Below are 14,350 nucleotides of genomic sequence, written 5' to 3'. Positions count from 1 at the left end.
GCGGCCGAAGCCGCGTTCAAGCTTGGAGACCCTTCGATGAAGAGTCACTTCTCGCAGTTCGTAGCTTAGTCGCCGCGCGACGAGAAATCGAGATAAATTCGATCAATTAACTATTACAGGAAGTGCTGGTAATCGCGCTTGTTGCGGCGGTCTCGTGCCGGCGAAACCATTCGACGGTGAAATCCACAAACGAGCGTGTTTTTGCCGGAACGTGGCGGCGGCCGGGGTAGACGAGCGAGAGCTCCTTGTCGGCGTCGCGGATCTCCCACCCGGCGAGCACGTGCACGAGCCGGCCGGTCGCGAGATCGGCGCCCACCTGGTTCGCTGGCAGGATCGTGATGCCCATCCCCGCGATCGCGGCCTGGCGCAGCATCACCGAGTTGTTCACGGCGTATGCCGGCTCGATCAGCACGGGTTTGCGCTCGCCGCCCGGGCCTTCGAAGTGCCATTCGTTGCCGTGAATATCGGCGGACGGCGCAAGCAGCGTGTGGCGGGCGAGATCGGCGGGGCATCGCGGCGCCGCACGGCTCGCGAGGTAGGCGGGGGAGGCGACGGCGACCGGCGCGACGCTCAAAAGCGGGCGGCGGATCAGCGTGCCGCCGCTCACCTGACGCGGCGCCACGATGCCGGCGTCGAATCCTTCCTCGATCAGGTCGACCGGACGGTGCAGCAGCGTCAGCAAGAGCCGGACTTTCGGGAACGCGTCGAGGTAGCACTTGAGCATCGGCGTGAGATCGTGCAGCGAAAACGATGCGTGCGCAACGACGCGTAACGCGCCGGACGGCACCGACACGCCATGCGCGATATGCGTTTCGACGCGCGCCAGATCGTCGAGGACCTGCCGGCAACACTGCGCATAGGCGGCGCCTGCCTCGGTGAGCGACGCGCTGCGCGTGTTGCGGTTGATGAGCCTCGTTTCCAGATGGGCTTCGAGCAACGCCACGTAGCGGGTGACCACCGCGTTCGACAGGTTCAGACTCATCGCCGCGCGGCCGAACGAGCCGTGCTCGGCAACGCTGACGAACACACGCATGGCCTGAAGCTGATTCATGTTTTTGGGGAGCTTGGCCACGAGGGGATGGGTACTGCGATGAAAACCTGGAAGTTGGAACAGACGGACTGGTGTTTGCCGGGACGGATATTAGCGATGCACGTGGGGCGAGCGGAATGGGACTCGTCCGAATGATGCTTTATCCCGAATTGGGGTGTTGCCCGACTGCAACGCTTTATCGGGATACCGAATGGAATGATCGGATAAAGAGAAAAACAAGATAAGTCGTGAGCATTGAGTCACAGGCGTTTGAGGATTTTGCCGCCAGCGGAATCAATTAATTCGAAAAGGCTTTTGTCGAGACGGCGGGTGGCTCGCCAATAGGGCCGCCCATAAACTTCGCTATGCAAATCAATGCGGCGCTTCATTCACCGCGCTGCGGAATCGCCATGCCGGCATGAGGCCGGCGACGGCATTCAGGTTCGCCGAAAGGCCTTGCATCGAAGGAAGCATATGAAAAAGAAACTGGCTATCGCGGCGGCAGTCGCCGCGACTTTTGCATCGGCGTCGTACGCGCAAAGCAGCGTCGCGCTCTACGGAATTGTTGATGCGGGTCTCACCTACACGACCAACATCGACGGCAACCGAGATTTCGCGATGACGAGCGGCAACCTTCAGGCGAGCCGTTGGGGTCTGCGTGGCGTCGAGGATCTCGGCGGCGGCCTGAAGACGATCTTCACCCTCGAAAGCGGCTTCAACGTCGCGAACGGCCAGCTGAACGGCGGCCTGTTCAATCGGCAGGCATACGTCGGTCTGACGCACGACCAGTACGGCACGCTCACGTTCGGTCGCCAGTTCGACTCGATGATCGACTACGTCGCTCCCCTCGCCGCGGTGGGCAGCTGGGGCGGCACCTACACGGCGCACCTGCTCGACAACGATGACCTGAACGGCACGTTCTCGCTCAACAACTCGGTCAAGTACACGAGCCCGAACCTCTCGGGCTTCGAGTTCGGCGGCCTCTACGCGTTCTCGAACCAGGCCGGCGGCTTCGCGGTCAACCGCGCGTATAGCGCTGGTATGAGCTACGCGTACCAGGGCCTGCGTCTTGGCGCGGCCTACACGCAGATCAACGGCGTGAATGCCAACGGCGGGGGCGCTGTCCAGGGTTCGCCGATGGCGAACACGCTCGGCGTGCTCAGCGCGCTCGGCGGGAATGAGCGTCAGCGTAACTGGGGCGCGGGTGCAAGCTACATCTATGGGCCGATGATCGGCGGCGTCGTGTTCACGCAGTCGCGCGTCAACGACCCGCTCGGCAATTCGCTGCGCTTGAACAATATCGAAGCCAATGCACGCTACAACCTGACGCCGGCGCTCGGCATCGGCGCGATGTACACCTATACGAATGCGAACGGCCCGGTGCTCGACGCGAACGGCAGCAACTCGGCGCACTGGCACCAGTTCGCGCTGCAAGCCGACTACGCGCTGTCGAAGCGCACCGACGTGTACCTCGAAGGCGTCGGCATGTGGGGGGCAGGCGCGAACGCCGTGGGCCTGACGCAAGTCGGCTACACGCCGGACGGCGGTGTCTCGTCGAGCAAGAACCAGGGGATCATCACGACGGGTCTTCGTCACCGCTTCTAGGAATTCGGTGGCGTCGTACACCGGATGGCAGGTAGTACTTGGGTTGAAGGGCGCCGTTCGCGGCGCCTTTTTTTGTTGCACGCAGCTTACGTTGGGCCGACATCGGCGCAGCGGACGCGCCCAGCGGATTTGCTCTAGCATGTGAGAGCGCGGTTTTGCGCCTTCTGGTGCAGCGCGCCACAAAAACAGGAGAAATTCCATGAATTTGCTTCGTCCGCTGCAGCTCGCTCTCGCTCTGTGTGTCCTCGCCTCCAGCGCCGCGTATGCCGACACCGTCGCGCTCAAGGCCGATCTCGAACCGTCCAGCGAAGTGCCGCCGCGCGTGAGCCAGGGCCACGGCATGCTCAACGCTACCTTCGACACGTCTACGAAAACGCTGAACTGGACGATCACCTACGAAGGCCTCTCCGGCCCGGCCGCCGCCGCGCACTTCCACGGCCCTGCGCCGGTCGGACAGAACGCTAATGTGCAGGTACCGATTCCGAAGGGCGAGCTGGCGAGTCCGATCAAGGGTTCGGCCACGCTCAACGAGCAGCAGGTGACCCAGCTCATGGGCGGACAATGGTATTTCAACATTCATACGGCGCAGAACCCGTCAGGCGAGATTCGCGGTCAGGTGCTGCCCGCCAATTGACCGGCTCTCGATCGTTCGTCTCACTCGACGTACTGCGCGTGCCGCGCGTTCCCGCGATCGAAGTCTGATTGCGGGAGGCCATCGATCGACCGCCGCCGAGTCCTGGTCCAGGCCGGTTTGAGTGCTGCGGAGGGCTGAGCCGATGAGCTGGCAAAGCAGGCTGATCTGCAGGTTCTTGCGCCGCACTTTTCTGCCGCAAACGCGCAAGTCGATCAACGTCGCACGCGTGCGCATGCTGACGGCGAGACGCATCTGGACGCCGGGCGTGCCGGGCGGCTGGCGTTTGCGCGAGCAGTACGATGCCGCCGATGTTCCGATGCGCGGCGAGTGGCTCATCCGCGAGCGCTCGCCCGCGCAGCGCACACTCCTTTATCTGCATGGCGGCGGCTATTACTTCTGCTCGCCGCGCTCGCAGCGCGCGATTTCGTTTGGTCTGGGCAAGCGCGCCGGCGCCGATGTCTTCTCGCTCGACTATCGCCTCGCGCCCGAGCATCCGTTTCCGGCCGCGCTCGAAGACGCATTGGCCGCGTACCGCCATTTGCTGGCAAGAGGAACGCAGCCCGGCTCGATCGTGATTGGCGGCGATTCGGCGGGCGGCGGGCTCGCGCTTGCGACGCTCGTCGCCTTGCGCGACGCAGGCGACGCGCTCCCCGCCGGCGCCGTGCTCTTTTCTCCGTGGACCGATCTTGCGGCGACGGGCGCTTCGATACGCGAGAACGACGGGCGCGATCCCATGTTCAGCGGCGCGGTATTCAAGCGCATCGCGCCGTTTTACCTCGGATCGGCCAGCGCGACCGATCCCTACGTGTCGCCGCTCTATGCCGACTTTCGCGGCTTGCCGCCGCTAAGCCTGTTCGTCGGAAGCTCCGAAACGCTGCTCGACGACACGCGCCGCGTCGCCGAGCGCGCGCGCGCCGACGGCGTGTCGGTGGAGTGCGAGATTGCCAGCGGCATGCCGCATATCTGGCCGATCTATGCGCCGTTCATGCCCGAGGCGCGCCGCACGCTCGACGTCGCCGCGAGCTTCGTGCGCCGCGTGACGCCTGGGCCGGCGCGCGGCGACGAGAAACCGCAGCCGCCTCAATCGAGCGAGACGTCGATCGCGTCATAGGCCGCGTGCACGGCGGCTTCGCCGTAGCGGCGCTCGAGCCGGCGCACGGTGAAGTGCCCATGCGCCACCTGCTGGAAATGGTCGATGAACACGGTGTTGACCATGGCGCCGAGCACCGCGCCGATGGCCGGTATCGATTTCGCCGCGACCTGCTCGCTCACCTGCACGGAGAAGCGCGCGGCCACGGTCTGCATGAGCTTGAGGAGCGCGGTTGAGCCGTGGGCGGCGAAGCCCTTGGTCGCCATTTCCGACGACGCTGCCGATACCGCCTTCGCGAGCGCGCCGCGCGCGATGAAATAGCCGAAGTCGGCTTCGTCGTCGGCGGCCGAGCGGCCGCCCATGCCGAACACGGTCAGACATTGCAGCTGCGTGTCGGTGCTGGCCAGATTTTCTCCTTCGCTGCGCGCGATGTCGCAGATCGAGCGAAACATCAGCGTGGTCGTGACGGGCAGCTCGACCGGCAGCGCGAAAAGGCCGAACGCGCCGCCCGCCGCGCCGGTGGTCGCCACCGCGAACTTGTGCAGCAGGTTGCTCGGCTTCGTGCTCGCACGCGCTTCGGCCGTGGAGAGGGCGCCTTGCTTGCCGAGCGTCTTCAGCGCGAGTTGCAGACACTTGCGCAGCGCGGCTTGCGTCGCGTCGGTCACCTTGTCGTTCGCGACGCCGGGCAGCCGCGCGATTAGCTTTTCCACCGGCGCACCCACGATCGCTGCGAGCTTCATGCCGAGCGGCGGCGTTTCGAGCTCATGCTTGGCGCGCCGCAGCGCGTCGAGATCGGCCTCGGTGAAGGCCGCGGCGGCGCCCGCGCGGGCTGGATCTGCGGCGGTCGGCTCGGTCGTGGGTTCCATTGCGCTCCCGGATTTTCAGCAACGACGGCGAGGGCATCGCCGCCGTTCGACGCCCCAGTGTAGTGGATCGGAGCGTGCTATGATGATAAATCTTTGACGCGTCAACCGTTGCTGGATCAAAAAATGGCCGTTCATACCGCCGCCCACCATTCGAGCGGGCAGGTTCTGCCGTTCCGGGAGTCGCTGCTCGCGATGCTCGGCGTGTCGTTCGTGACGATGCTCGTCGCGCTCGACCAGACCGTCGTCGGCACCGCGCTGCCGACCATCGTCGCCGAACTGCGCGGCTTTGAGCTTTACGCGTGGGTCGCCACGTCCTATCTGCTCACCTCGGTCATTACTGTCCCCATTTTTGGGCGACTCGGCGACTATTACGGGCGCAAGCCGTTCGTGATCGCGTCGATCGTCGTCTTCACCGCCGCTTCCGTGCTGTGCGGCGCGGCCAACAGCATGCTGTTCCTCGTGATCGCGCGCGGGCTGCAAGGCATCGGCGGCGGCATGCTGGTCGGCACGGCGTTCGCCTGCATTCCCGACCTCTTCCCCGATTCGGTCGTGCGCCTGCGCTGGCAGGTGCTCATGAGTTCCGCGTTCGGCATCGCCAATGCGGTCGGGCCGTCGCTCGGCGGCTTTCTCACGCAATACTACGGCTGGCGTTCCGTGTTTTACGTGAATCTGCCCGTTGGCCTGCTTTCGCTGTTTTTCGTCTGGAAGTATCTGCCGCATCTGCGCCACGTCGCGCACGAGGCGCGCATGCGGCTCGACTGGCCAGGCGCGCTCCTCATCGCGGTCGCGCTCGGCAGCCTGCAGCTTTTCGTGGAACGTCTGCCGGGGCGCGGTCTCACCGCGTCGGCCATCGGCCTGCTCGCTCTCGCGCTGGCAGCCGGCTGGGCGCTCTGGCAATGGGAGCGGCGCTGCCCCCAGGCCATCCTGCCCGTCGACATGTTCCGCAACGCGAGCCTGAATGCGCTTTTCACGCTCGCCGTGCTGGGCGGCTTCACGATGTTTTCGCTGCTCTTCTACGCGCCGCTCCTGTTCCAGGGCGGCTTCGGCATGACGCCGAAGGAAGCGGGCGTCGTCATCACACCGCTCGTGGTGTTCATCACGATCGGCAGTATCGCGAATGGTCGCATCGTCTCACGCATCCGCAATCCGAACCTGATGCTCTACATCGGCTTCGCGATGATCGCGGCAGCCTGCTTCGCCGTGGCGCTCGCTACCCGCAACACGCCGCGCGGCCTGCTCATGACGCTAATGATCGTGGCTGGCATCGGCCTCGGCTTCGTCATGCCGAACCTCACCGTGTTCGCGCAGCAGACCGCGGGGCGCGAGCATCTGGGCATTGCCACCGCGCTGCTGCAGTCGCTGCGCATGATCGGCACGGCGCTCACCGGCACGATGGTCACGCAGCTCTACTCGAGCGGCGTGCAACGCGCGCTCGACGCCGACCACGCCACGCACTGGCTGCCGCAGCTCGCCGACCCGCAGATCCTCATCAACCGCGACGCGCAGGCTTCACTGATCGCCGATCTCGCGCACGCCGGGCATAATGGCGCGCCGCTGCTCGAAGCCGCGCGCGAGGCGCTCGTGGGCGCGATTCACCTGGGCATTGCCGTGGCGGCGGCGATCGCGGTGGTGTCGATCTGGCAAACCCGGCGTGTGCCGCCTGTGAAGCTGCAGCGCAAGGTGGAGCCCGTGATTCACGCGGATTGAGACGTTCCGCCCCTGGCGGGCACCGGCACAGGCCCCGGCACGGACCCCGGCAAACGCGCGGCGATGAAGCCGGCAGGAAAACAAAGCATGGATATTCAGGATCGCATCGCCATCGTGCAGCAGTTTGGACGGACCTACCGGACGTTCATGTCGGCGTTCGAGGCGCAGGTTGGACACCCGCTGCCGCGCTGGCGCATTCTGCTCGCGCTATACGAGCAGAACGGCGAGTCGTCGCAAAAGCGGCTCGTCGAGCGGCTGCGCGTGGACCCGGGCGCGCTCACGCGGCAATTGAAGGCGCTGGAGGCACTCGGCTGGATCGCGCGCCGCGCCGACGAGCGCGACAACCGCATCACCAACGTGACACTGACCGACGCGGGCCGCGCCGTGACCGAAGAGGGGCTGCCGCGCCGCAACGCGTTCCTGAACGTGACGATGTCGCTGCCCGACGACGCGCTCGCGGCGCTGTCGAGCGCGTTGGGGATGATGGAGGCGCGCATCGGCGAGGCCGCCACGGCGGCGGCCTCGCTAGCGCAGGCTCAGGAGGCCGCGCCCGAAGCGGGCTGAGCCCGCGCCGATGCGCGCTGCGCTCAGAAGAACGTCTCGATCACTTCCGTCACGCGATACTTCGCATCGACCATCAGCACCTGGCGCCACTTGTCGAACGTGAGGCAGGGGTGCGAGATGTCGAACGCGATCATGTCGCCGACCTTGAGGTCCGCGCCCGCCGGAATCTTCAGGTAGGCGTGCTGATCCATCATCTGGAACACTTCCCAGCCTTCGCTTGCCGCCACTTCGCGCGGCGCGCCGCCGTTCGCGGGGCGGTAGTGGCGCGACGGCTCCGGGAAGCCCGCGTCGAACGCGGCGTCGCGCTTGCCGAAGCCGATGATCGCTCGGCCAGGCTCCGGAATTGACTGCACGTAGGCCCAGAGCTGCAGCGCGGGCAGCAGCGCCACGCCCATTTCGCGTGCCACGGGGTTGCGCGTGAGGATCTGCGACTGAGCCTGCTTGTAGACGCCCACGTCGTGCGTCACGTAACAGCCGGGGCGCAGCACCACGTCGATCGCGCCCGCCTGCGTGGCCGGCGCGAACTCTTCCGCGACGATGTCGTACCAGGCCGAGCCCGCCCCCGAAAGCAGCGCGGGCGTGCGCGCGAAGCGGCCGGCGGCGGCCAGTTCCTGGGTGACGTTCAGCGCGTCGCGCAGGAAGGTGCGCACTTCGCTTTCTTCCTTGAGGATGCCCTCGTAGATTTCCACACCCGCCAGCTTGAGCGAGTCGGGATAGCGCGCGATCGCCGCGAGCACGGCGTTGCGCGTGTCGGTGTCGCGCACGCCCGTGCGGCCGCGCGGCACGCCCAGTTCGAGCAGCACCTGCAGCGTGCGGCCCGACGCGCGGAAGAACTCGCCTAGGTGCTCCACGCCTTCCACCGAATCGACGAGGCAGAAGAACTCGAAGGTTGCATCGCTGAGCAGCTCGGCGATGATCGCCATGTTGCGCCGGCCCACGAGCTGGTTCGCCATCAGTACGCGCGTGATGCCGCCGCGGTAGGCGGCGCGCGTCTGGTGCGCCGTGGCGAGCGTGATGCCCCACGCGCCGGTGTCGATCTGGCGGCGAAAGAGCTGCGGCGCCATCGTCGTCTTGCCGTGCGGCGCGAGCTTCACGCCATAGCGCGTGACGAACTCCTGCATCCACTTGAGGTTGTGCTCGACGCGGTCGGCATACAGCACCGCAGCGGGCAGGCTCACGTCCTCTTCGAGTAAATTCCATTCGAGGCGCCCTGCGTCCCCGAGCGGCACGCTCGCGCCCGGTACGTTGCCAAGGCCCTTGCTGTTCGGGTCGATCGTTGCACTCTGATAGTTTGTAACTTTCATTTCCCTTCGCTCCATATGCTTCATGCGTCCCGGCTACGCCGGAGTCCTGAGAACCGGCGTTGACTCGGAGATAGTACACAAAGTAACATCGCTTCGTGAATTGTTATTTATTAACAGACTCCCTGCGATGAACACCGCCGCCGATCCGGCCCGCTTCGACATCGTCGCGCGTATTGCGCAATGCGCGCCCGAACTGCGTCCGGCCGAGCGCGACGTGGCCGCGCTCATTCTCGACGATCTTGCCAGCGCCGCGCGCGCGAGTATCGGCGAGCTGGCGCAGCGCGCGGGCGTGAGCGTCGCCTCCGTCACGCGCTTTGCGAAGGCGGTGGGCTGCCACGACGTGCGCGAACTCAAGCTGCGGCTCGCCCAGGCGGCCGCCGTGGGCGACCGCTTCCTGCGCGGTGGGGCTGCCGGCGCTTCCGAAGGCGCGGGCAAGCCGCGCGCCGCCGACGCCAGCGGCGAAGCCGAACCGCTGGCCACGCGCGTCTACGACGAAATTCACACGGCGCTCGCACGCAACCACGAACTGCTGTGCCAGGCGCCGTTTGGGCAAGCCGCCGCGGCGCTGGCGCAGGCCCGCATGGTCTACGTGTTCGGCATGGGCGGCGGCTCGAGCGCGCTCGCCGACGAAATGCGCTTTCGCCTCGTGCGCCTGGGCCGTCCGGTGGCGTCGTACCAGGACAGCCTGCTGCAGCGCATGGTGGCGAGCACACTCTCGCCCGAAGACGTGGTCGTCGCGCTTTCCGTAACAGGACGCGTGCCCGAACTCGTCGACGCGTGCCGCATCGCGCGCGACTACGGCGCGAAGCTCGTCGCGCTCACCGCGCCGGCTTCGCCGCTCGCCGCGCTCGCCGACTGGCTCGTGCCGATCGTCGCGAGCGAGACCGATTTCATCTACAAGCCATCGTCGTCGCGTTACGCGATGATGATGGCACTCGACGTGCTCGTGACCGAGCTGGCGCTCGCGCAACCCGAGGAAAGCCGCGAGTTGCTGCGCCGCATGAAACACACGCTGGACGCGCATCGCGGCGGCGGCGAACGCCAGCCGCTCGGTGACTGAGCGGCCAACCAAGAGCCATCCTGAGGAGACGCGCATGCATTCGCACCCCGAAGCCGCCGACACGCTGATTGTCGGCGCCATGCTTTACGACGGCACCGGCGCGCCGCCCGTCGAGCGCGACGTGGCGCTGCGCGACGGACGCATCGTCGCGATCGGCAACCTGTCGAACTGGCTCGCGGAAGAGGTGATCGAGGCCAATGGGCGCGCGCTCGCGCCGGGTTTCATCGACGTCCATACGCACGACGACACGCACGTGATCCGCGCGCCGCAAATGCTGCCCAAGATCAGCCAGGGCGTGACGACGGTGGTGGTCGGCAACTGCGGGATCAGCGCGTCGCCGGTGACGCTCAGGGGCGATCCGCCCGACCCGATGAACCTGCTCGGCGAGCGCGACGCGTTCAGCTATCCGACGTTCTCCGCGTACGTCGACGCGGTGAACGCGGCGCGGCCCGCCGTGAACGTGGGCGCGCTGATCGGCCATACGGCGCTGCGCAACAACCACATGAACGACCTGAAGCGCGCCGCCACCGGAGACGAGATCGCGGCCATGCGCGCGCAACTCGAAGACGCGCTCGCGCACGGCGCGCTCGGCCTTTCCACGGGCCTCGCGTACGGCTCGGCGTTCGAGGCATCGACCGAAGAGGTCGCCTCGCTGGCCCAGCCGCTCGCCGCCGCCGGCGCGCTCTACACGACGCACATGCGCACCGAGTTCGACGCGATTCTCGAAGCGATGAACGAGGCGTACCACATCGGCCAGCATGCGCGCGTGCCGGTGGTGATCTCGCATCTGAAGTGCGCGGGTCCTTCCAACTGGGGGCGCAGCACGGAGGTGCTTGCGTCGCTCGAAAGCGCGCGCAAGTATCAGCCGGTAGGGTGCGACTGCTATCCGTATAGCCGCAGCTCTTCGACGCTGGATCTCAAGCAGGTGACGGGCGACATCGACATCACGATCACGTGGTCCACGCCGCACCCGGAGCAGGCGGGCAAGCTCATCAAGGACATCGCAGCGGAGTGGGGCGTGTCGCAGCAGGAGGCGGGCAAGCGTCTGCAGCCGGCGGGCGCGGTGTACCACAACATGTCCGAAGACGACGTGCGCCGCATTCTTTCGCATCCGGCCACGATGGTCGGCTCGGATGGACTGCCCAACGATCCGCTGCCGCATCCGCGCCTGTGGGGCGCCTTTCCGCGCGTGCTCGGGCACTACGCGCGCGACGCGGCCTTGCTGCCGCTCGAAGAGGCGGTGCGCAAGATGACGGGCCTGTCGGCACGGCGTTTCGGTCTTTCGCAGCGCGGCGAGGTGCATGTGGGCTGGCACGCCGACCTCGTGCTGTTCGACCCCGCCCGCGTGCGCGACGCCGCGACCTTCGAAAAGCCGCAGCAGGTGGCGGAGGGCATCGATGCGGTATGGGTGAACGGCGTGCTTTCGTACCGCGACGGGCAGCCCACGGGCGAGCGCGCGGGCCACTTCGTCGCGCGCGGCAAACGCGAGGCGCAAGCCGAGGCGACGGGCTTTTAAGCAGGCTTTATCGATCGAATTTCGACCCCCGGCGCGCGTGGCCCAAAAAGCCGCGCGCGCCGCACGATCTCAAAGGAGCAAACGATGAAACGAATTGGAGCGGAAGGCGGCAAGGGCCAGGGCGGACAGCATCTGCCGTTCGCGCGCGCCGTGGAAGCCGACGGCTGGCTATACGTCTCGGGCCAAACGCCGATGGAAGGCGGCGAGGTGATCAACGGCGGGATCGTCGAGCAGTCGCACAAGGCCATCCAGAATCTTTTCGCGATCCTGAAGGAAGCGGGCTACGGCGCGGAGCACGTGGTGCGCTGCGGCGTGTGGCTCGACGACGCGCGCGACTTCACCTCGTTCAACAAGGTGTTCCGCGAGTACTTCGGCGAGCATCCGCCGGCACGCGCTTGCGTGCAGTCGAGCATGGTGGTGGACTGCAAGGTCGAAGTCGACTGCGTGGCCTACAAGGCGCCGGCCGGGAAGTAAGGGCGCGGCTTTTGGCGAGCGATACGCGAAAGCCTCATTGAGTGCCGCACGAAACGGCTGCCGGAATTATCCGGCAGCCGTTTTTTCTTGCGGGGTCATGCCGACGGGATTCTCGAAGCGGAGTTCCGTCCCTCATTAGCCATTCGGCAGATGACACTCCCGTTGTTCGATATTCCCAATATATGAGCGACCCAATCACATATTGGAGAACTCGAAAAAACCTGCCTACAATCCAGTCCATCCGATAAGCCGCGACTGCACTGCGCGGCAAACATCGTCGGCAGACCCAGATAAATCCGGCGCACGCGCAAGACGCGGAGCGAACCGGACCGCAAAGGAGACGTTCGCCATGCTTCAGCCAGCGCTTTGCGCGGCCACGCGCCGCCCGCCGCTACCTGTTCGAGCCCCGGCCGCCCGCGCGCCGGGCCGTCTCCCGAAGCACGGTTCGCGCGCCGCCTGACGGCACGCGCCTTTCGATCGTCTCTTTTCATCGCCCTCGCCATGAACAAAGCGATGTCTTCCACACTCGCCGCGAACCTCCCCGACGAGGCCGCGCCCGAGCAAAACGCCGCGGCAAGCTCCGCGCAAGCGCAGCCGAAAGCCCGCCCCGCCGCCGACGAAATCGGCGTCGCGAGCACGTTGCTCGACGGCTCGATGCAGCAGGCCGGCACCCAGACGCTCCTGCGCGGCCTCGCGATCCTCGAAGCGGCCGCCGCCGGCGTGCGCGACCTGCGCTCGTTTGGCGCGGTGCTCGGCACGACGCGCAGCACCACGCACCGTCTCGTTTCGAGCCTCGTGCAGGCGCGCTACCTGCGCCAGGTGCAGGGCGGCTACCTGCTCGGGCCGAAGCTCATCGAACTCGGCACCATCGCGCTCGAGCAGATGCCGCTCACGGCCGTTGCGCGGCAGCATCTGCAGGCGCTCGCCGACGAAACGCTCGACACGATCCACCTCGGCGTGCGCGACGGCGACGACGTGCTGTACATCGACAAGATTCCCGGCCAGCGCGGCCTCGAAATGCGCTCGCGCGTGGGGCACCGCATGCCGCTCGCATCCACGGGCATCGGCAAGGCAATGATGCTCGACCTTGCGCCGCAATCGTGGCGCGACCTGTTCGACGCGTCGCGCCGCACGCTCGCGGGCGTGAGCTTCCGTCCCGATCACAGCCTCGAACCCGATACCTTCCTCAAGCGCATGGCGACTTACTCAGCGGGCGGGTACACGTTCGATCTGGAGGAGAACGAAATTTCGATCCGCTGCGTGGCGGCGCCCGTGCGCGACGCTTCCGGCGCGATCGTGGCGGCGCTTTCGGTGGCGAGCACGATTCCCTACATGCCACTCGAGCGCATGGACGAACTGATTCCGGTCGTGCAGCGCGAGGCGCGCGCGATTTCGCAGGAACTGGGCTGGCGTGCGCCGCAGCCCACCACGCGCAGGATTCGTCGATGAAAGCACGCGAGAAGTCTGTAAGCGGCGTGGCCATCGACGCCGCGATCGCTCGCGACGCCGCGCTCATCGCGCTCGACTGGGGCACGACCTCGCTGCGCGCGTATCTGTTCGATGCAGCGGGCAAGGTGATCGCCACGCGCGTTTCGACGGCGGGGATCATGAACCTGCCCGTGCCCGCCGAAGAAGGCGGCTTCGACGCCGCCTTCGACGAAGCGTGCGGCGTGTGGCTCGCGCAAGCGCCCTCGCTGCCGGTGCTGGCCGCGGGCATGGTCGGCAGCGCCCAGGGCTGGGTGCAGGCGCCTTATGTCGAAACGCCCGCGAGCGCCCAGGCGCTGGTGGCCGGCATCGTGCGCGTGCGCGCCGCATCCGGCGCCGAAGTCGCCGTGGTGCCGGGCGTGCTGGAGCCGGGTGCGCTGCCCAACGTGATGCGCGGCGAGGAAACGCAAATTTTTGGCGCGCCTGGCGCATCGGGCGACCAAGCCGAGCCGCAAACGGCGCTCGTCGGACTGCCCGGCACGCACGCGAAATGGGTGGTGGTGGAGGGCGAGCGGATTGCGCGCTTCTATACCTTCATGACGGGCGAGGTCTACGCGGCGCTGTGCGCGCATACGATCCTCGGCCGCACGATGAAGCATCCCGTCGAGCCCGACACGGCAGCGTTCCTGCGCGGCGTGAGCGTGGCGCGCGAGCAGGGCTGCGTGGGGCTGCTCGCCACCGCGTTCAGCACGCGCACGCTCGGCCTCACGGCCCAGCTCGCCGCCGACGAGCAGCCCGACTATCTCTCGGGCCTCGTGATCGGCCACGAACTGGCGGGCCTCGAGGCGGCGCTGGCGCGACGCGACGTGGCGCTCGCTGGCTGCGCGCCGCAGCTGATCGGCGCCGAGGCGCTGTGCGAGCGTTACCGCATGGCGCTTGCCGCATTCGGATGCAGCGGCGCGCATCTCGTGCGCCAGGCGACCGAACACGGGCTTTGGCGCATCGCCGTGCAGGCCGGGCTCGTCACGCCGCGCTAAACGCGTGCCGATGGGCCGATGAATCGAACCCGCTGCGA

The 14,350-nt window shown here is 66.8% G+C and carries 14 protein-coding genes; 10 read left to right on the top strand and 4 right to left on the bottom strand.

Annotated elements, in window-relative coordinates; all coding sequences use genetic code 11:
• Nucleotides 1-106: 106 nt before the first annotated feature.
• Both AB4Y42_RS25430 and AB4Y42_RS25425 read right to left on the bottom strand, forming a co-directional pair.
• Nucleotides 107-1,051, bottom strand: a complete 945-nt coding sequence (locus AB4Y42_RS25430) for a LysR family transcriptional regulator (protein WP_368692559.1) — start codon at nucleotides 1,049-1,051, stop codon at nucleotides 107-109.
• Nucleotides 1,052-1,290: 239 nt separating this feature from the next.
• Nucleotides 1,291-1,419, bottom strand: a complete 129-nt coding sequence (locus AB4Y42_RS25425; protein WP_368695706.1) for a hypothetical protein — start codon at nucleotides 1,417-1,419, stop codon at nucleotides 1,291-1,293.
• A gap of 85 nt (nucleotides 1,420-1,504) precedes the next feature.
• Here AB4Y42_RS25425 and AB4Y42_RS25420 point away from each other — a divergent pair, with 85 nt between their 5' ends.
• The 3 genes from AB4Y42_RS25420 (at nucleotide 1,505) to AB4Y42_RS25410 (ending at nucleotide 4,380) form a co-directional block, all read left to right on the top strand.
• Nucleotides 1,505-2,635, top strand: coding sequence for a porin (locus AB4Y42_RS25420; RefSeq protein ID WP_368695705.1), 1,131 nt, complete (start codon nucleotides 1,505-1,507; stop codon nucleotides 2,633-2,635).
• Nucleotides 2,636-2,834: 199 nt separating this feature from the next.
• Nucleotides 2,835-3,269 (top strand): CHRD domain-containing protein, encoded by a 435-nt coding sequence (locus tag AB4Y42_RS25415; RefSeq protein ID WP_069269154.1) that lies wholly within the window; start codon nucleotides 2,835-2,837, stop codon nucleotides 3,267-3,269.
• Between the two features lie 142 nt (nucleotides 3,270-3,411).
• Nucleotides 3,412-4,380 (top strand): alpha/beta hydrolase, encoded by a 969-nt coding sequence (locus tag AB4Y42_RS25410; protein ID WP_368692562.1) that lies wholly within the window; start codon nucleotides 3,412-3,414, stop codon nucleotides 4,378-4,380.
• Here the strand turns inward: AB4Y42_RS25410 and AB4Y42_RS25405 are convergent.
• Nucleotides 4,350-5,225 carry an EcsC family protein gene (locus AB4Y42_RS25405; protein WP_368695704.1) on the bottom strand — a complete coding sequence of 292 codons (876 nt, stop codon included), beginning with the start codon at nucleotides 5,223-5,225 and terminating at the stop codon, nucleotides 4,350-4,352. The genes AB4Y42_RS25410 and AB4Y42_RS25405 overlap by 31 nt on opposite strands.
• 123 nt (nucleotides 5,226-5,348) lie before the next feature.
• Between AB4Y42_RS25405 and AB4Y42_RS25400 the strand changes: the two genes are divergently transcribed.
• Nucleotides 5,349-6,932, top strand: coding sequence for an MDR family MFS transporter (locus AB4Y42_RS25400; protein ID WP_368695703.1), 1,584 nt, complete (start codon nucleotides 5,349-5,351; stop codon nucleotides 6,930-6,932).
• A gap of 87 nt (nucleotides 6,933-7,019) precedes the next feature.
• On the top strand, nucleotides 7,020-7,496 hold the full coding sequence (locus AB4Y42_RS25395; RefSeq protein ID WP_368692565.1) for a MarR family winged helix-turn-helix transcriptional regulator: 477 nt from the start codon (nucleotides 7,020-7,022) through the stop codon (nucleotides 7,494-7,496).
• Between the two features lie 23 nt (nucleotides 7,497-7,519).
• Here AB4Y42_RS25395 and AB4Y42_RS25390 read toward each other — a convergent pair whose 3' ends face one another.
• Nucleotides 7,520-8,800: an amino acid deaminase gene (locus AB4Y42_RS25390; protein ID WP_368695702.1), complete on the bottom strand. Its 1,281-nt coding sequence runs from the start codon at nucleotides 8,798-8,800 to the stop codon at nucleotides 7,520-7,522.
• Between the two features lie 127 nt (nucleotides 8,801-8,927).
• Here AB4Y42_RS25390 and AB4Y42_RS25385 point away from each other — a divergent pair, with 127 nt between their 5' ends.
• The 5 genes from AB4Y42_RS25385 (at nucleotide 8,928) to AB4Y42_RS25365 (ending at nucleotide 14,312) form a co-directional block, all read left to right on the top strand.
• On the top strand, nucleotides 8,928-9,860 hold the full coding sequence (locus AB4Y42_RS25385; RefSeq protein WP_368695701.1) for a MurR/RpiR family transcriptional regulator: 933 nt from the start codon (nucleotides 8,928-8,930) through the stop codon (nucleotides 9,858-9,860).
• Nucleotides 9,861-9,894: 34 nt separating this feature from the next.
• A complete protein-coding gene (locus AB4Y42_RS25380) occupies nucleotides 9,895-11,376 on the top strand; it encodes an amidohydrolase family protein (RefSeq protein ID WP_368695700.1) in 1,482 nt (493 codons plus the stop codon).
• 84 nt (nucleotides 11,377-11,460) lie between these two features.
• On the top strand, nucleotides 11,461-11,850 hold the full coding sequence (locus tag AB4Y42_RS25375; protein ID WP_028201897.1) for a RidA family protein: 390 nt from the start codon (nucleotides 11,461-11,463) through the stop codon (nucleotides 11,848-11,850).
• 501 nt (nucleotides 11,851-12,351) lie between these two features.
• Complete coding sequence (locus AB4Y42_RS25370; RefSeq protein WP_368692569.1) at nucleotides 12,352-13,299, top strand: IclR family transcriptional regulator; 948 nt, start codon at nucleotides 12,352-12,354, stop codon at nucleotides 13,297-13,299.
• Nucleotides 13,296-14,312, top strand: a complete 1,017-nt coding sequence (locus AB4Y42_RS25365) for a 2-dehydro-3-deoxygalactonokinase (protein WP_368695699.1) — start codon at nucleotides 13,296-13,298, stop codon at nucleotides 14,310-14,312. Before AB4Y42_RS25370 ends, AB4Y42_RS25365 begins: the two co-directional genes overlap by 4 nt.
• Nucleotides 14,313-14,350: the final 38 nt, after the last annotated feature.

This window comes from Paraburkholderia sp. EG286B (assembly GCF_040965655.1).
Classification (GTDB): Bacteria; Pseudomonadota; Gammaproteobacteria; order Burkholderiales; family Burkholderiaceae; genus Paraburkholderia.
The sequence above is the reverse complement of the archived record's forward strand: the minus strand, read 5'-3'. Positions and strand labels throughout refer to the sequence as shown.